The organism is Pseudomonas sp. GW821-FHT05D12 (assembly GCF_059419825.1).
This window is the reverse complement of sequence record NZ_JBWKSN010000009.1, coordinates 140,769-157,114: the sequence shown is the minus strand read 5'-3', so window position 1 is coordinate 157,114 and position 16,346 is coordinate 140,769. Positions and strand designations below refer to the sequence as shown.

Here is a 16,346-nt window from a genome sequence, read left to right as displayed (position 1 = left end):
GGTCAGAGTATTGAGACTTCGCGGCACCCTTTGCTTGTTCAAAGGCAGTGTCGTCGCAAGTGATACCTGGAAACCATCGAGGTGGTCGATCCCGTGTTGTTCAGGGGAGTTGTTCGACCAGAATTGACTTTCAGCTTGGTACTAACGCCGCGGATAGTAACGGATTGAAACAGGGAAGGGAAGTGTGCTAGCCAAAAAACTTCAATCAGGCGCTCAGCAGGCCACGGTAGACCAGCACCGTGATCGCCGCCGCCAGCGAGCAACCCAGGGCATAGGCCGCCAATGTCAGCCGCACGCACCGACCGGTCTCGATCACGTTGATCACATCGCCCATGTCATCGATGCGACCTTCACCCAGTTCGATGCACAGGCACACCGCCGTGAAGGCTGCCGACAGCAGAATGGCAATGGCAAACAAGGCGCCGTCCGGCGACGGCAGGGCCGCGTTGATTCCCAGGGAAAGGGCGCAGATCGCCAGTAACAGCAGCGCGAACAGCAGAATGCCTTTCATCGACCCACCCACTGTTGTGCTGTAGGTCGGGCAGTGTGGCGAGCGCACAAAGTTTTGAAAAGTCCCGACCTGGCCTGTCGGTAACATTTTTGGCGGCGGTCGCTTCAAAAAACGCCGGCGATATAACCAATGGGTGGGTACTTGTGCACATTAGTTGCCGCATGTGTAACCGCGCTGTCAACTGCTTCGCTCAGCCGCCATTTGCCTGCAATGGAAATTTAAGTCAATGAAAAATCTGGCTTTTTTTTATTGGTGAAAAAATCGTCAGTTTGACTGCGGCCCCCATTCCATGGGGCTTTGCGCGAGTTAAAGGGGGGTTGTCCACTGAGTTATCCACAGCTTCTGTGGATTGTCCCGAGCGCTTGCTCTAGAACGGGCGTGCAGGGTTTTTTCAGCTTTACCTGTGCGAAAAAAAGAGTAGAGTGGCGCGCCTTCCGTTCTGTCCCACAGTGCTTTATGAAGTTTCGCTCAGTATCACCTTCTGTTACCGATACCCCTCAGACTGTTACCGCACCCAAGCGTTTCTCTATGAAAGTTGCCTTGTGGTTGCTCGACAGTCCACGCCTGGGTCACAACACCAACGTCAAACACTTTGCCGGACGTTTGCTCAAGCAGCCTGCCCGTGAAGGTGTGGTCGCGGCACAGAGCCGCCTGGGCCAATTGATGTGCCGTGAGTGCGGCAACGCCCGCGACCGTCGCATCGGCCACGACCTGTTGCGCCTGGCCGCCCGCGCTGGCGACCGCCGCGCCCAACGCGAACTCGGCCAGGTCGAAGACTGAGCTGTCCTCCAGCCCTGTGCTTGGTTAACCTTGCTCTTTTTCGGTAATGGCAGAAATGGCTATGGTTTTTGACTGGACCAGTATCGCCCTGGGCCTGGCGGGTGCCGCAGTGCCTTTATTGGCGGTGTGCTGGCAGATTCAGCGACGACTGACTGCGCGCATGGCCGGTTGGGAGCTGCTCGAAGAGCGCCTGGCCACTGCGCAACTGGCCCAGGAAGGCCTCGCCGCCCAGCTGGATGCCAGTCGCGACGAGATCAGCGACTTGAGCCAGGCCAACGCCGCCAAGCAGGCCGACCTGGCCGCCGTCCGCCGCGAAGTCGAGCTGCTGCAGATCGACCGCGACAACGCCCGTGACGCGGCCCACGCCTGGAACCTCGACCGCAGCGCCAAGGAAACCGAATTGCGTCGCCTCGATGCGCTGGCGGCGGCCTTGCGCGCCGAACTGCGCGAGCAACAGGACAGCCATCAGCAGCGCCTCGCCGACCTTCAGGGCTCGCGCGACGAGCTGCGTGCGCAGTTCGCCGAGCTGGCGGGCAAGATCTTCGATGAGCGTGAGCAGCGCTTTGCCGAAACCAGCCAGGAGCGCCTGGGCCAGTTGCTCGACCCGCTCAAGGAGCGCATCCAGTCGTTCGAAAAACGCGTGGAAGAAAGCTATCAGAACGAGGCGCGCGAGCGCTTTTCCCTGGCCAAGGAGCTTGAGCGCCTGCAGCAATTGAACCTGCGTCTGTCAGACGAAGCCACCAACCTGACCCGCGCACTCAAGGGCCAGAAAACCCAGGGCAACTGGGGCGAACTGATCCTTGAGCGGGTGCTGGAGCACGCCGGCCTGGAGAAGGGCCGCGAGTACCAGACCCAGGTCAGCCTCAAGGGCCCGGATGGCGAGCGCTTCCAGCCTGACGTACTGATCATGTTGCCCGGTGACAAGCAGGTGGTGGTCGATTCCAAGGTCAGCCTGACCGCGTATCAGCAATTCGTCGCCGCCGATGATGAAGTGATCGGCCAGGCAGCGCTGAAGCAGCACGTGCTGTCGCTGCGCAATCATGTCAAAGGCTTGGCCGGCAAGGATTACAAACGCCTGGAGGGCCTGCACAGCCTGGACTTTGTCCTGCTGTTCGTGCCCATCGAAGCGGCATTTTCGGCGGCGCTGCAGGCCGAACCCAACCTGTTCCAGGAAGCTTTCGACCGGCATATCGTCATCGTCAGCCCGACTACCTTGCTCGCCACCCTGCGGGTGATCGACAGCCTGTGGAAGCAGGAACGCCAAAGCCAGAATGCCCGGGAGATCGCCGAGCGTGCGGGGTGGCTGTACGACAAGTTTGTACTGTTTATCCAGGATCTGGATGAAGTGGGCAACCGTCTGCAGCAGTTGGACAAGGCTTACAGTGCTGCGCGAAACAAGCTGACAGATGGACGCGGAAACCTGGTCAGCCGCACCGAGCAATTAAGACTGCTCGGCGCGCGAGCCAGCAAAAGCCTGCCGGCCGATCTGCTGGAGCGGGCGATGACCGACTCCGACGGTGTGGCGCACCTGCCCGAATGATCGCTGGCGATGGCGTCGGTAAAATCGGCGCCACGCTCGAGGCCCGCTTCGCCGGCAAGCCGGCTCCTAGAGGGGGCCGAGTCGGGCCGGTCTACAGCGGGAGATGCCGGCTCAGCAGCGCCCGCAACGCCGCGGGCTTGACCGGTTTGGCCAGGTAGTCCAACCCTGCCGCGTGCACCTGGGCGACCATCTCCGGGCGGCCATCGGCGCTGATCACCACGCCGGGAATCGGCTCCGCCAGTTGTGCTCGCAGCCATCCCATCAGTTCGGTGCCGGTTTCGCCGTGGTCGAGGTGATAGTCCACCAAGGCCAGTTGCGGGCGCACGCCCTCGGCGAGCAGCGCTGCGCATTGTGCCTGGTCGGTGGCGGTCCACACCTCGCAGCCCCAGCGCGTCAGCAGGCTGCGCATGCCGATCAGGATGCTTTCTTCATTATCCACGCACAGTACCTGCGCGCCGCTCAGCGGCAGGCCGTTTTCCGGCGCAGCCTTGATCTGCGGGCTGGCCTGGTTGCGCGCCAGCGGCACGCGCACACTGAACACGCTGCCCTTGCCTGGCCAGGAGCGCACGCTCAATCGGTGATCGAGCACCCGGCACAGGCCGTCGGCGATCGCCAGGCCCAGGCCCAGGCCTTTTTCTGCACGGGTCTGGTGGCTGTCCAGGCGTTTGAATTCTTCGAAGATCACTTTCTGTTTGTCCAGCGGGATGCCGGGCCCTCGGTCCCACACCTCCAGGCACAGTTCGCCCTTGCGACGGCGTACGCCAAGCAGCACCGGGCCGTCGGCATAGCGGAAAGCGTTGGTCAGGAAATTCTGCAAAATTCGCCGCAGCAACTTGATATCACTGTCCACCCGCAATCGGCTACCACGCAGTCGGAAGCGCAAGCCCTGCTCGTGGGCCAGCGCCTTGAATTCGGCGCCGAGGGTATCGAACAGCTCGTTGAGCACGAACGGCTGGCGTTGTGGATTGATCTTGCCGTTTTCCAGGCGCGAAATATCCAGCAAGTCGCTGATCAAGTCTTCCGCGGAGCGCAGCGAACTGTCCAGGTGTTGCACCAGTTGCCGCGCTTCACTCGACAGGCCGTCGTGCTGGTGGGAGAGGGCGGCGGAGAACAGGCGCGCGGCGTTCAACGGCTGCATCAAGTCATGACTGACGGCGGCAAGAAAGCGTGTCTTCGACTGGCTGGCAGACTCGGCCACACCCTTGGCGTCGGTGAGCGCCACATTCAGTTGCGACAGCTCATGGGTACGCTCGGTGACCCGTTGCTCCAGGCCCTCGTTGGCTTCAGTGAGGGCCTGTTCGGCTTCGCGGAACGCAGTAATGTCGGTAAAACTCATGACGAAACCGCCACCGGGCATCGGGTTGCCAATCAGCTCGATCACCCGCCCGTTCGGGAACAAGCGTTCGGACGTGTGCGCGCGGCCCTGGCGCATCCAGTGCAGACGGCGCGCCACATGCACCTCGGCCTCGCCTGGGCCACACAAGCCGCGCTCGGCGTTGTAGCGGATGATGTCGGCAATCGGCCGCCCCACGCTGATCAGCCCGTCCGGGTAGTTGAACAGCTCCAGGTAGCGGCGGTTCCAGGCCACCAGCTTGAGGGACTGGTCCACCACGCTGATGCCCTGGGTAATGTTCTCGATGGCGCCCTGCAGCAGGGCCCGGTTGAATTGCAGCACTTCGGAGGCTTCGTCGGCGATCCGTACCACGTCCTCCAGTTGCATTTCGCGCCCTTCGATGGCGGCTTTCACCACCGCCCGCGTCGACGATGCACCGAGTACACCGGCCAGCAATCGCTCGGTGTGAGCGATCCAGTCGTTGTCGGCATTCTGGTTGGGGTTGAAGCCTTTGCCCTGCCGATAGGCAAAGCGGATAAAGCTCTGCTGGGCCCGCTCATCCCCGACGAAGCGCGCGGCCAAACTGAGCAGGTCGCTGATTTGTACCGAGAGCATCGAACGGGCGCTGGCACGTTGGCTGATTTCCTGGCCAATGAAGCGCCCGGCCTGCCAGTGTTCCGACACGCGCGTGCGCGACAGCATCGACACCCACACAAACAGCGTGAAGTTACCCGCCAGCGAGAACACGGTGCCCAAGGTCAATGACGTCACGGACAAACCCAGCGGGTGCGAGTGCATCCACGTCAGCCCAGGGAAAAGGCTGAGGGACCAGCCCAGGCTTTTCGCCGTCACCGGTAGGACCAGGGTGTAGAACCACAGGAAGGTGCCCGCCGCCAATCCGGCAAATACGCCGCGCCGGTTCGCCTGTTTCCAATACAGCGCACCGAGCATCGCCGGCGCCAATTGGGTCACGGCGGCAAAGGCGATCTGGCCGATGGTCGCCAGGCTGGCACTCGAGCCGAGCAAGCGGTAGCTGACATACGCCAGCAGCAGGATGATCACGATGCTGACCCGGCGCACCGACAGCATCCAGTGGCGGAACACTTCGAACGGCCGCTCGGCACTGGAGCGACGCAGCAACCACGGCAGCAGCATGTCGTTGGAGACCATGGTCGACAGCGCGATGCTCGCCACGATCACCATGCCGGTGGCCGCCGACGCACCGCCGATAAACGCCAGTACGGCGAGGGCCGGATGGGCTTCGGCGAGTGGCAGGCTGATGACATAGGAGTCCGGCATCACCGAGCCGGGCAGCATCATTTTGCCGCCGAGGGCGATAGGGATCACAAACAGGGCGGCGAGAATCAGGTAGGCCGGGAACACCCATTTGGCCAGGCGCAGGTCCTGCGGGTCGATATTCTCGACCACGGTGACGTGGAATTGTCGCGGCAAGCAGATGATCGCCATCATCGCCACGCCGGTCTGTACCACCATCGATGGCCAGTTGACGGTTTCTTTCCAGTATTCCTCCAGCCTCGGCGCGAGCATGGCCTGGCTGAACAAGTCGCCGAAACCGTCGTACAGGCCGTAGGTCACGAACGCGCCGACGGCGAGAAACGCGAACAGCTTGACCAGCGATTCAAAGGCAATCGCCAGCACCATGCCACGGTGGTGCTCCGTGGCGTCGAGGTTGCGCGTACCGAAGACGATGGTGAACAGCGCGAGCACCAGCGACACGATCAGTGCCGTGTCCTGGGCGCGGGTGCCCGTGGTGTCGGCACCCGCACCGATCAGCAGGTTGACACCCAGCACGATGCCTTTGAGTTGCAGGGCGATATAGGGCAGCACGCCAACCAGGCAGATCAGTGCCACGACCACGGCCAACGATTGGGATTTCCCGTAGCGTGCGGCGATAAAGTCGGCGATCGAGGTAATGTTTTCCTGCTTGCTGATCAGAATCATCTTCTGCAGCACCCAGGGTGCCAACACCAGCAGCAGCACGGGTCCCAGGTAGATCGGTAAAAACGCCCACAACTGTTCGGCGGCCTGGCCTACGGCGCCGAAGAACGTCCAGCTGGTGCAGTAGACCGCCAGCGACAGGCTATACACCCACGCGCGCATGCGCGGTGGCAGCGGCGCACGGCGGCGGTCACCGTAGAAGGCGATGGCAAACATAATGGCCATATAGGCCAGGGCAACGGCGGCGATCAGCCCGCTGGACAGCGTCATGGTAACTCCGAGCATAAGAACACCCAGGCATTCCAGGCCCGGTTGGACAGTCTCGCATGATGCCTGGGGTTAGTCAGTGTCGACCAAGGTCGTGTGGGCGTTAATGTCGCAGGCAGTGATCAACGTGGCGGCAGGGTTTTCTGGCGCAGGATGTAGATCGTCACCAGCACGGCGCTGGTCAGCATGAAACCACGGGCCCACGGCAGCGGTACCAGGTAGCAGGAGACACCGATGCTCAGCCACATCAAGCCAATGGCGTAGACCTTGCCTTTGAGCGGGATGCCATTGCCGTCCAGGTAGTCCTTGATCCACGGACCCAGGCGCGGGTGTTCCACCAGCCAGTGGTAGAAACGCGGGGAGCTTCGGGCGAAGCAGGCGGCGGCGAGCAGCAGGAAGGGCGTAGTCGGCAGCACCGGCAGGAAGATGCCGATGACGCCCAACGCTACGCTGAGCCAGCCGATGGCCAGCAGCAGGTAGCGCAGGAGCAGCGAGCGATTGCCCATGGGTGTCACGGGCAACTGACTCAGTGGTGACGTGGCTTGAGGATCGCCGGTTTTTCGTCAGGGGCGTTGCACAGCAGGTACAGCGCGGTCAGTGCTTCGGGGATCTGTACGATCATGTCGTCCATCAGGTTGGCGTCGGCGGCGATGTCGGAGAATTCCGGCTGATCGTCGAACAGGCCCGAACCGACCATGATCGGCAGCAGCATTTCGCTGACTTCTTCCTCGGCGGTTTCGAACCAGGCGGCTTCGCGCAGGAACACACCTTCCATGAAACCGATGCACCAGCCGCGCAGGTCGGAGTCATCCGGCTCTTCGCCCAGGTCCAGGTCGCACGGCAACTCGAATTCCTCGTCGGAGGCCAGCTGGCGACCGATATGGGCCTTGAGGGCGAGCAGGGTCGATTCGATTTCTTCGCGCTGGGCCGCGTCGGTGTAGTGCGGCTCTTCGGCGAACAAGGCGTCGATCCACTCACGGTCCGGCACGGCTTCGGAGCAGATGGACAGGGCGGTCAGGTAGCCGTGGGCGGCCACGTAGTCCAGCGCCTCGTCATGCAGCTCATCGGCGTCGAGGAAGGCTTGCAGGCGGGTTAGTTGCTCAGCGAAGGACATTGAAGGGCTACCTTGGGAATAAACGATGCTGAATTCTAGGCTTTCTTGAGCGCCCAGGCCAGCTGCAAGGCATATTTGCCGGGTTTTAGAGACGGGCGTCTATTCGTCAGTCGCGCCCTTTGCCGAGTGTCGCTCGGGTATACTGCCGCGTTTTGTGATGCCCCTGCAGGTTAGGCGCCCGTCCGCGAAAGCTTCGCTTACGGATTATTCTTCGTGAAAACGTATTTTTTCGGCCAGCCTGTACAGAGGGATTTCGGCACTATTTGGAGTTTTACATGCTCGAGCAGGCTCAACGCGTCCTCAAGGACATCTTCGGCTACGACAGTTTTCGTGGCCGCCAGGGTGCGATCATTGAGCGCGTGGCCAGTGGCGGTGACGCGCTGGTCCTGATGCCTACCGGCGGCGGCAAATCGTTGTGCTTCCAGGTACCGGCGCTGTTGCGCAACGGCCTGGCCGTGGTGGTGTCGCCGCTGATCGCGTTGATGGACGACCAGGTGGCGACCCTCGAAGAACTTGGCGTCGCCGCCGCCTCCCTGAACTCCACCCTCAGCGCCGAGCAGCAGCGCGACCTGGCCGCCCGCATCAAGCGCGGTGAAGTCAAGATGCTCTACCTGGCCCCCGAGCGCCTGGTGCAGCCGCGCATGCTGGCGTTTTTGCAGAGCCTGGAAATCGCGCTGTTTGCCATCGATGAAGCCCACTGCGTGTCGCAATGGGGGCATGATTTCCGTCGCGAGTATCTGCAGCTGGGCCAATTGGCGGAGCTGTTTCCTGACGTGCCGCGCATCGCGCTGACCGCCACCGCCGACAAGCGCACCCGCGAAGAGATCGTCGAGCGCCTGCATTTGCAGAATGCCGAGCGCTTCCTGTCGAGCTTCGACCGCCCGAACATCTTCTACCGCATCGTACCCAAGGAGCAGCCGCGCAAGCAGTTGCTGGCGTTCCTCTCCGAGCGGCGCAGCGATGCGGGCATCGTGTACTGCCTGTCGCGCAAGAAGGTCGATGAGGTCGCCGCGTTCCTCTGCGAACAAGGCTACCCGGCGCTGCCCTATCACGCCGGCCTGCCGAATGATTTGCGTGCCTATCACCAGAAGCGCTTCCTCAACGAGGAGGGCCTGATCATGGTGGCGACCATCGCGTTCGGCATGGGCATCGATAAATCCAACGTGCGCTTCGTGGCACACATGGATCTGCCCAAGTCCCTCGAGGCGTATTACCAGGAAACCGGACGTGCCGGCCGTGATGGCCTGCCGGCCGATGCCTGGATGGTCTATGGCCTGCAAGATGTGGTGATGCTCAAGCAGATGCTGCAGAACTCCGAAGGCGATGAGCGCCACAAGCGCCTGGAGCAGCACAAGCTCGACGCCATGCTCTCGCTGTGTGAAGAAACCCGCTGCCGTCGCCAGACGCTGCTGGCGTACTTCGACGAGGATATGCCCGAGCCTTGCGGTCACTGCGACAACTGCGTCGACGGTGTGCAGACCTGGGACGCCACCGAGCCTGCGCGCCAGGCGTTGTCGGCGATCTACCGCACCGGCCAGCGCTACGGCGTCGGTCACCTGGTGGATGTGCTGCTGGGCAAGGACAACGAAAAGGTGCGCAGCTTCGGCCACGAGAAACTGTCGGTCTACGGCGTCGGCAAGGCCCGCGCCGAGGGCGAGTGGCGCTCGCTGTTCCGGCAGATGGTCGCGCGCGGCCTGGTGGATATCGACCTGGAAGGCTATGGCGGGCTGCGCCTCAACGACAGTTGCCGGCCATTGCTCAAGGGCGAAGTGAGCCTGGAGCTGCGACGCGACCTCAAGCCGCAGACCACCGCCAAGAGCAGCACCAGCCAGGCCAGCCAACTGGTGCGCGGCGAAGAGCGCGAGCAGTGGGAAGCCTTGCGCACCCTGCGGCGCAAACTGGCACAGGAACACAGTGTGCCGCCGTACGTTATTTTCCCCGACTCGACCCTGCTGGAAATGCTGCGCGAGCAGCCGACCACGATGGCCGAAATGGCGCGGGTCAGCGGTGTCGGCGCGCGCAAGCTGGAGCGTTACGGCCAGGCCTTCCTCGAAGTGCTCGGCGGCCAGGCCGAAGCCCCCAAGGAAGTTGCCGATATTCGCCACGAACTGATCAGCCTGGCGCGCGCCGGGATGACTCCGATCCAGATCGCCGGCCAGCTGCAGTGCTCGGAAAAAAATGTGTACACCTTGCTGGCCGAGTCCATCGGCAAGCAACAGTTGTCGCTGGAGCAGGCGCTGGATTTGCCGGAGGATCTGCTCGGTGAAATCCAGGATGCCTTCCTCGACGGAGAAGGCGAATTGCCACCGGTTGCCGAGATCGCGCCGCTGTTTACCGGGCGTGTTCCGGAGGGCGTTTTGTACTGCGTACGCGCTGCTTTGCAGTCTGAATTCGAAATTTAGTGCGTTGATTATGACAATGTAACGAATCAGTACATAGCAACTCTTGCCTACTGGCATGGCTCATGCTTAGCTGACTAATAATTAGCCACACTTTATTTTCAGTCTAAACCATGAGTTTTTTATGCCGTTAACCGATCAACACCGTTTTGGCATGCAACTGGCGCAAATGTCCCGAGGTTGGCGCGCCGAGTTGGACCGCCGTCTGGCGGGGCTGGGCCTGTCCCAGGCGCGCTGGCTGGTGCTGCTGCACCTGGCCCGTTTCCAGGACGCGCCGACGCAACGCGAGCTGGCGCAAAGCGTCGGCGTCGAAGGGCCGACACTCGCACGCTTGCTCGACAGCCTGGAAGGCCAGGGTTTGGTGCAACGCCAAGCCGTCGTGGAAGATCGTCGTGCCAAACGCATTCTGCTGTGTGACACCGCCCGCCCCCTGATCGAACAGATCGAAACCATCGCCACCGCCCTGCGCCATGAGTTGTTTGTGGGTGTGGACGAAGCTGACTTGAGCGTGTGCATGCGCGTGCATGGGCACATCCTGGCAAACCTGGAAAAGTCCTGACCTCCAGAAACGACAGCCCCCCGTAGGAGTCGGCTTGCCGGCGATGAGGCCCTGGAGCCATGCGGCGAATACCGCTGCCATCGCCGGCAAGCCGGGCGCCTGTGAAGCGCGTGTCAGAACGTCTGCCCCAGGTTCAGGTACACCGCTTTCTGATTGTCATCGTTGAACCCGTAGCTGAAATTCAGCGGCCCCAACGGTGTGTCAAAGCCGAGGAAAATACTCGCTGCGTTGATATAGCCACTGTCGAACTCATTGTCGTTGTTCCACGCCCGGCCGCGTTCCAGCGACGCGCCCAGGTACAGCGGGAAATCCAGCGGCAGGTACGAGCGTGGCGTCAGCCTGCGGTAGTACACGGCACGCATCAGGCTGATGTTCTGCCCCGAGATCGCATCCTGGCGAAAGCCCGATAGCTGCCGTGCACCGCCGAGCAGGAAGCTGGAAATCACCACGTCCGAATCATCCAGGGTGCGCCCGTAGCGACCGCCCAGCACCAGCGTGTCCGGGCCGTGGCTCATGGCCTTGTCCAGCTTGAATTCCCATTGGCGATAACGCTGGTCCGAGCCCAGCCCCGGTTCGAATTCGCGGTAGGCCAGGCCGATGTCTTCGCCGGTATGCGGGAAGTACACGTTGTCCAGGGAGTCGAAGGAGTACTTCAGTTCATAGAAGCCTTCGCTGAAGCTCACGCTGGGCAAGCTGCGATCGCCGATGCGCACATCGGCCTTGCCCCAGGCTTCGCCGACGCCGAAGCGGATCTCGCCGCTGTTGCCGATCTGGCGCCCCACGTTCAGGCCGAAGCCGTAGCGTTCCAGGCGGTATTCGGAGATCGGGTCGTTGTCCAGGATCAGTTCGACGTTCTGTGCCTGGGCACTCAGGTAGGGGGCGACGAAGTAGCGCGAACCGGTGTCCATCGGCTGGTAGAACTCGCTGTACAGCTCCTGGCGATCACCGATCTGCACGCGCGTTAGCCATTCGGCGCCGAGGCGGTTGATGCCATTCATGCGGTAGCTGGCGCCGAGGTTGAAGGCGCTGTCGCCGCGCATGTCGTCCGACAGGCTCAGGCCCAGGCGCAGGTAGTCGGTGCCGCTGCGCTTGCCGCGTGCGCTGATCACCAGGGTGTTGTCCTGGCCTTTCTTGACCACGCGGTACTGCACCTGCTCGAAGTAATCCAGGCCGTACAGGGTGCCCATGTCCGTTTGCAGGCGACCCAGGTTGAGCGGCTCGCCCAGCGATTGGCGGATGTAGTAGCGGATCACGTCGTCGCTGACTTTCGAGTCGTTCTCCACGTTGATCGCGGTGATGACCGGGGTGCGCTCGCCCGGCGTGCGCGCGGCCACCAGTTGCGGGTCGATCGGCTCGGCCGGGCGCAGGTGCGCCAGGCGCACATCGAGGGCACGGGTGGCGCGGTAGCCGGCGTCGATCATGTCCTTGGCCCGGCCAAAGTCGGTCACGCCATAGGCGGCCAGCGGCGGCTGGATCAGCACATCCTTGGGGTGCAGGGCCTTGAGTTGTGCTTCGGAGTTGCGTCGGGTCATCAGGGTGATGGACTGGTTGAGCACGTCCACCACCGTGGCCAGTTGCTTGCGCGAGCGCAGCGGGGTGCCGATGTCCACGACGATGGCGATGTCGACGCCCATCTCCCGCGCCACGTCCAGCGGGATGTTGTCAGTCATGCCGCCGTCCACCAGCAGCCGGCCGTCCAGTTCCACCGGGGCGAACACCGCCGGGATCGACATGCTGGCGCGGATCACCTGGGGCAGATGGCCTTTGCTGAATACCACCTTTTCACCGGTGGTGATGTCGGTGGCCACGGCGCGAAAGGGGATCGGCAGCTTGTCGAAATTCCGCGTATTGCTGCTGTGGGCGAACATGCTTTCCAGCAGCAGCGCCAGGTTCTGGCCCTGGATCACCCCGAGGGGCAGGCCGAGGCTACCGTCATCGCGAAAGCTCAGTTTCTGCTTGACCAGGAAATCGCGGTCATCCTGCTTGCGCCGGAACGGCACGTCTTCACGCGGTGGCGCGTCGGACAGGGCCTGCTGCCAGTCGATGCCGAGCGCGAGTTTTTCCAGCTCGTCGATCTTGTAGCCCGATGCATACAGGCCGCCGATGACGGCACCCATGCTGGTGCCGGCAATCGCATCGATATGGATGCCCTGTTCTTCCAGTGCCTTGAGCACGCCGATGTGGGCGAGGCCACGGGCGGCGCCGCCGGACAGCACCAGGCCGATTTTCGGGCGTGGTGTTTCGAGGGCGTCGGCGAGAAGAGGGAGCAGGCACAGGAACAGGCAGGACAACAGGCGGCGCATCATGAATCTCGAGGCTGGGCGATAAAGGCCGGTATTATAGCCACCCGATCCGCCGAGCCCGTTACGTCAGGAGCCTCTCAAATTATGTCCGCTGATAAACCCGAGATCGTCATCACCTATTGCACCCAGTGCCAGTGGCTGCTGCGCGCCGCATGGCTGGCGCAGGAACTGTTGAGTACGTTTGCCGATGACTTGGGCAAAGTGTCGCTGGAACCGGCCACGGGCGGGGCGTTTCGCATCACCTGCGAGGGCGTGCAGATCTGGGAGCGCAAGGCCGATGGGGGCTTCCCCGAGGCCAAGGTGCTCAAGCAGCGCGTGCGCGACCAGATCGACCCACAGCGCGACCTGGGGCACAACGAGCGCAAGCCCTGACAGTCACCGCCACGGCAGGGCGGTGACTGGTGCCGGCAGCTATTTGGCGGCCATTTTGCTTTTGATGAAGCCTACGACCCAGGTCAGCACCAGGCCGCCGATACCGCCACCGAGGATATTGCCGCCGACTGCCGCGACATCCAGCGCTTCGCCACTGCTGGTGCCGGTCAGTGCCGCGACAATCTGGCCCAGTACCAGTCCGCCCACGCCGCCGATCAGTGTATTGAGCCCGGTGCCCAGGCTCTCTTTGGTCATGCCGGCGATGTTGCCGCCGATGGCGCCGCTGATGATCTGCACCAGCAAGCTGATGAACATTTCCATGATGAAACCCCTGCATAGCGTTAATCGAGTGACCTCTCGCTTGCAGCAACTTCAAGCATCAGGGCTGTCGTCGAGGAGTCTTTATCCGTTGAACGACGACAAACTGTTGCGGATGACCAGAGTATAGATCAGGCACTCGCTGCGGGCTGTTTGGCCTGGCTGGCGCTGCCCATCAACCCGGACAGCACGATGGCGACGATGATCAGCGCGCCGCCCATCAGCATGCGCAGTGTCGGGGTTTCGGCGAACAGCAGCCAGGCCACGGTGATGCCGTACACCGGTTCCATGGCAAATACCACGGAGGCGGTGCGCGCCTTGATCACCGCGAGGCTGGCGACGAACAGGCTATGGGCCAGGCCGGTGCAGAACACGCCGAGCAGGCCGATCCACAGCCAGTCCAGCGCGCGAACCTCGGCCAGCCCCGGCGCCGCCACGGGCAGCAGGCAGGCCGCGACTACCAGGTTCTGGCACAGCGCCGCCTGCACCGCCGGAATCCGCCCGGAGCTGGCGCGGTTGTTCAGCGACAGCAACGAGAACAGCAACCCCGAGACGATCCCCCATAGCAGGCCGCTGGTGGCTTCACTGGCGAGATTGAAATCCGGTGTCACCAGCACCAGGCCGACGGTGACCAGCGCCACCAGCAGCACTTCATTGGCGCGAATGCGCTCGCGGAAGATCAGCCCCTCGAGGATCACGGTAAACGCCGGGAACGCGGTGAACCCCAGGGTTGCCACGGCCACGCCAGCCACCTTCACCGCGATGAAAAATGTCACCCAATGCGCGGCGAGCAGCACGCCGCTGATCACCAGCCGGCGCCAGTCGCGCAACGCCAGGCGCTTCCAGGTGGTGTTGCTGGCAAAGCGCGCAAACACTGCCAACGCCAGCACCGCAAACGCGGCACGGCCGAACACGATGATGGCGGGTGAAGCGGCCGCCAGTTTGCCGAATACGCCGGTGAGGCCAAACATCAGTGCGCCGATATGCAGGGCGCCGAGGGCTGAGCGGGGAGTCATTGCGATCCTTGAAACCAACGGGAGTGACAGGTTCGCAGTCTAGAGGGTTGCGGGCGAGGGTGTCTGTCGTGGGGCTCGCGATTTATAGCGCAGGACTCTCGCCCACGCGCAAGGCGGTGGGGGAAGCGCCAAATTCACGCAGCATCGCCGCCGCGAATGCACTTTGCGACGCATAGCCGACGCGCGCGGCAATCTCGCCGATCGCCAGTGGCGTCTCGCGCAGCAGGCCCAGGGCCTTGTGCAGGCGGCGGCTGCGGATGTAGTCCATCGGTGTCTGCCCACACTCGGCGACGAATCGCGCATGCAGGCGCGCCACCGACAGCTCCGCGATACGGGCCAGATCGGCGACTTGCAGCGGGTGCGCCACGTGTCGCTCGATATGCGCATTGAACGCCGCATACGGCAGGCGTCGGCCCGGCAACGGTGGCGCGAGGGAATGATTGAGGCTGGCCAGCAGCAACACCGCGCCTTGCTGGACGATCAGCGGATCGTCCACCGGGCTGTGCGCCAGCCATTGCACCAGTTGATGTTGCCGCGAGTCGAGGGCCAGGCGCGCGGGCTGGTCGAGCAGGCGGCGGCTGGCGTCCGCATGCTCGCCCAGGGATTGCAGCAGCCAATGTTCGGTGGGCACATCCAGCACCAGGCACCGGCTGCCATCACGACTGCCGCACGCGTGGTGAGCGGAGAAGGGCAGCACCATCACGCTGCTTTCGCGCACCTGGCTGCCACGGCCATCCACTTCCAGGTCCAGGTGCCCGGACAGGCCGAACACCAACTGCGCGTGGTCATGGCTGTGGGCGAGCGGTGCTTCGAGGTAGTGGCGCAGCGTGAGGGCGGCTCTCATCGCGGTCTCCAGGGTTGCAGCGTGCCAGTCTACAACGCTTTGCGGCGCGCCGGCGCTGTCATCAGAGTGACGTACGACTGTCATGGGCTATTAATCGCCAGGGCGCAAGCTCGCGAAAACACCGTCGAGGGATGCCCATGACCAGTGCCGAGTTCGCCAAGCCCAGCCGCAAGCAACGGGTTCGTACCCTGTGGATTTCTGATGTGCACCTGGGCACCCGGGATTGCCAGGCCGAACATTTGTCGCAGTTCCTCAAGGGGTATCACGCCGACAAGGTGTACCTGGTCGGCGATATCATCGATGGTTGGAAAATGCGCGGTGGCATGTATTGGCCGCAGGCTCATACCAACGTGATCCGCCGCCTGTTGACCATGGCCAAGCGCGGTACCGAAGTGATCTACGTCACCGGCAACCATGACGAATTCCTGCGCCGCTATTCCAAGCTGATCCTGGGCAACATCCAACTGGTGGACGAGGCCGTGCATGTCACCGCCGATGGTCGTCATTTGCTGGTGATCCACGGCGACCAGTTTGATGTGATCACCCGGTATCACCGCTGGCTGGCGTTCCTCGGCGACTCGGCCTACGAGTTCACCCTCACCCTGAACCGCTGGCTCAATCACTGGCGTGCGCGTTATGGCTATGGCTACTGGTCGTTGTCGGCGTACCTCAAGCACAAGGTCAAGACCGCGGTGAGTTTCATCAGCGATTTCGAAGAAGCCATCGCCCATGAGGTGACCAAGCGCGAGCTGCACGGCGTGGTGTGTGGGCATATCCACCATGCTGAGATTCGCAAGGTGGGCGAGGTGGACTACCTCAATTGCGGGGATTGGGTGGAGTCGTGCACGGCGTTGATCGAGCACTGGGATGGGAGTATCGAGTTGTATCGGTTGGCGGATGCGCAGGCGAAAGAGGCACAGCTCAAGGCTGAAATGGTGGCGGGCTAAGGGCCCGACACCTTCCACCTGTGGGCGCTGGCGTGCCGGCGATAGCGGTGTTCAGTCAGCTTGTTCAGTGACTGATACACCGCC

The 16,346-nt window shown here is 62.7% G+C and carries 14 protein-coding genes; 6 read left to right on the top strand and 8 right to left on the bottom strand.

What is annotated here, in order from left to right:
- Positions 1 to 205: 205 nt before the first annotated feature.
- Positions 206 to 511 (bottom strand): hypothetical protein, encoded by a 306-nt coding sequence (locus AC07SI_RS18335; RefSeq protein ID WP_120449357.1) that lies wholly within the window; start codon positions 509 to 511, stop codon positions 206 to 208.
- A 456-nt stretch (positions 512 to 967) separates the two neighbouring features.
- Here AC07SI_RS18335 and AC07SI_RS18330 point away from each other — a divergent pair, with 456 nt between their 5' ends.
- Both AC07SI_RS18330 and AC07SI_RS18325 read left to right on the top strand, forming a co-directional pair.
- A complete protein-coding gene (locus AC07SI_RS18330; protein WP_065909744.1) occupies positions 968 to 1,291 on the top strand; it encodes an SEL1-like repeat protein in 324 nt (107 codons plus the stop codon).
- A 175-nt stretch (positions 1,292 to 1,466) separates the two neighbouring features.
- A complete protein-coding gene (locus AC07SI_RS18325; protein ID WP_177343968.1) occupies positions 1,467 to 2,831 on the top strand; it encodes a DNA recombination protein RmuC in 1,365 nt (454 codons plus the stop codon).
- Between the two features lie 91 nt (positions 2,832 to 2,922).
- Here the strand turns inward: AC07SI_RS18325 and AC07SI_RS18320 are convergent, their stop codons facing one another.
- The 3 genes from AC07SI_RS18320 to AC07SI_RS18310 form a co-directional block, all read right to left on the bottom strand.
- Positions 2,923 to 6,393 (bottom strand): hybrid sensor histidine kinase/response regulator, encoded by a 3,471-nt coding sequence (locus AC07SI_RS18320; protein ID WP_213553269.1) that lies wholly within the window; start codon positions 6,391 to 6,393, stop codon positions 2,923 to 2,925.
- Between the two features lie 119 nt (positions 6,394 to 6,512).
- Positions 6,513 to 6,896, bottom strand: a complete 384-nt coding sequence (locus AC07SI_RS18315) for a YbaN family protein (RefSeq protein ID WP_065909749.1) — start codon at positions 6,894 to 6,896, stop codon at positions 6,513 to 6,515.
- A 20-nt stretch (positions 6,897 to 6,916) separates the two neighbouring features.
- Positions 6,917 to 7,504, bottom strand: coding sequence for a UPF0149 family protein (locus tag AC07SI_RS18310; RefSeq protein WP_065909751.1), 588 nt, complete (start codon positions 7,502 to 7,504; stop codon positions 6,917 to 6,919).
- 275 nt (positions 7,505 to 7,779) lie between these two features.
- Here AC07SI_RS18310 and recQ point away from each other — a divergent pair, with 275 nt between their 5' ends.
- Together recQ and AC07SI_RS18300 are read left to right on the top strand one after the other, a co-directional pair.
- Complete coding sequence (recQ, locus tag AC07SI_RS18305; RefSeq protein WP_065909753.1) at positions 7,780 to 9,906, top strand: DNA helicase RecQ; 2,127 nt, start codon at positions 7,780 to 7,782, stop codon at positions 9,904 to 9,906.
- A 121-nt stretch (positions 9,907 to 10,027) separates the two neighbouring features.
- Positions 10,028 to 10,462, top strand: a complete 435-nt coding sequence (locus tag AC07SI_RS18300; protein ID WP_065909756.1) for a MarR family transcriptional regulator — start codon at positions 10,028 to 10,030, stop codon at positions 10,460 to 10,462.
- 113 nt (positions 10,463 to 10,575) lie between these two features.
- On the opposite strand, the gene AC07SI_RS18295 is transcribed toward AC07SI_RS18300, so the two are convergent.
- Positions 10,576 to 12,765, bottom strand: a complete 2,190-nt coding sequence (locus AC07SI_RS18295) for a patatin-like phospholipase family protein (protein ID WP_495006270.1) — start codon at positions 12,763 to 12,765, stop codon at positions 10,576 to 10,578.
- 84 nt (positions 12,766 to 12,849) lie between these two features.
- On the opposite strand from AC07SI_RS18295, the gene AC07SI_RS18290 reads away from it, so the two are divergent.
- Positions 12,850 to 13,137 carry an Rdx family protein gene (locus tag AC07SI_RS18290; RefSeq protein ID WP_065909760.1) on the top strand — a complete coding sequence of 96 codons (288 nt, stop codon included), beginning with the start codon at positions 12,850 to 12,852 and terminating at the stop codon, positions 13,135 to 13,137.
- Between the two features lie 39 nt (positions 13,138 to 13,176).
- On the opposite strand, the gene AC07SI_RS18285 is transcribed toward AC07SI_RS18290, so the two are convergent.
- The 3 genes from AC07SI_RS18285 to AC07SI_RS18275 all read right to left on the bottom strand — a co-directional run bounded on the left by AC07SI_RS18285 (position 13,177) and on the right by AC07SI_RS18275 (position 15,315).
- A complete protein-coding gene (locus AC07SI_RS18285; protein WP_065909762.1) occupies positions 13,177 to 13,458 on the bottom strand; it encodes a hypothetical protein in 282 nt (93 codons plus the stop codon).
- A gap of 128 nt (positions 13,459 to 13,586) precedes the next feature.
- Complete coding sequence (locus AC07SI_RS18280) at positions 13,587 to 14,471, bottom strand: DMT family transporter (RefSeq protein WP_120449351.1); 885 nt, start codon at positions 14,469 to 14,471, stop codon at positions 13,587 to 13,589.
- 82 nt (positions 14,472 to 14,553) lie between these two features.
- Positions 14,554 to 15,315, bottom strand: coding sequence for a helix-turn-helix transcriptional regulator (locus AC07SI_RS18275; protein WP_065909766.1), 762 nt, complete (start codon positions 15,313 to 15,315; stop codon positions 14,554 to 14,556).
- 137 nt (positions 15,316 to 15,452) lie between these two features.
- On the opposite strand from AC07SI_RS18275, the gene AC07SI_RS18270 reads away from it, so the two are divergent.
- Positions 15,453 to 16,262 (top strand): UDP-2,3-diacylglucosamine diphosphatase, encoded by an 810-nt coding sequence (locus AC07SI_RS18270; protein ID WP_106803028.1) that lies wholly within the window; start codon positions 15,453 to 15,455, stop codon positions 16,260 to 16,262.
- The last annotated feature ends 84 nt before the right edge of the window (positions 16,263 to 16,346 follow it).

Bases quoted from the DNA above. Each gene is read 5' to 3' on its own strand.
- AC07SI_RS18335 (WP_120449357.1), bottom strand. From the start codon at position 511: ATGAAAGGCATTCTGCTGTTCGCGCTGCTGTTACTGGCGATCTGCGCC.
- AC07SI_RS18330 (WP_065909744.1), top strand. From the start codon at position 968: ATGAAGTTTCGCTCAGTATCACCTTCTGTTACCGATACCCCTCAGACT.
- AC07SI_RS18320 (WP_213553269.1), bottom strand. From the start codon at position 6,393: ATGACGCTGTCCAGCGGGCTGATCGCCGCCGTTGCCCTGGCCTATATG.
- AC07SI_RS18315 (WP_065909749.1), bottom strand. From the start codon at position 6,896: ATGGGCAATCGCTCGCTGCTCCTGCGCTACCTGCTGCTGGCCATCGGC.
- AC07SI_RS18310 (WP_065909751.1), bottom strand. From the start codon at position 7,504: ATGTCCTTCGCTGAGCAACTAACCCGCCTGCAAGCCTTCCTCGACGCC.
- recQ (WP_065909753.1), top strand. From the start codon at position 7,780: ATGCTCGAGCAGGCTCAACGCGTCCTCAAGGACATCTTCGGCTACGAC.
- AC07SI_RS18300 (WP_065909756.1), top strand. From the start codon at position 10,028: ATGCCGTTAACCGATCAACACCGTTTTGGCATGCAACTGGCGCAAATG.
- AC07SI_RS18295 (WP_495006270.1), bottom strand. From the start codon at position 12,765: ATGCGCCGCCTGTTGTCCTGCCTGTTCCTGTGCCTGCTCCCTCTTCTC.
- AC07SI_RS18290 (WP_065909760.1), top strand. From the start codon at position 12,850: ATGTCCGCTGATAAACCCGAGATCGTCATCACCTATTGCACCCAGTGC.
- AC07SI_RS18285 (WP_065909762.1), bottom strand. From the start codon at position 13,458: ATGGAAATGTTCATCAGCTTGCTGGTGCAGATCATCAGCGGCGCCATC.
- AC07SI_RS18280 (WP_120449351.1), bottom strand. From the start codon at position 14,471: ATGACTCCCCGCTCAGCCCTCGGCGCCCTGCATATCGGCGCACTGATG.
- AC07SI_RS18275 (WP_065909766.1), bottom strand. From the start codon at position 15,315: ATGAGAGCCGCCCTCACGCTGCGCCACTACCTCGAAGCACCGCTCGCC.
- AC07SI_RS18270 (WP_106803028.1), top strand. From the start codon at position 15,453: ATGACCAGTGCCGAGTTCGCCAAGCCCAGCCGCAAGCAACGGGTTCGT.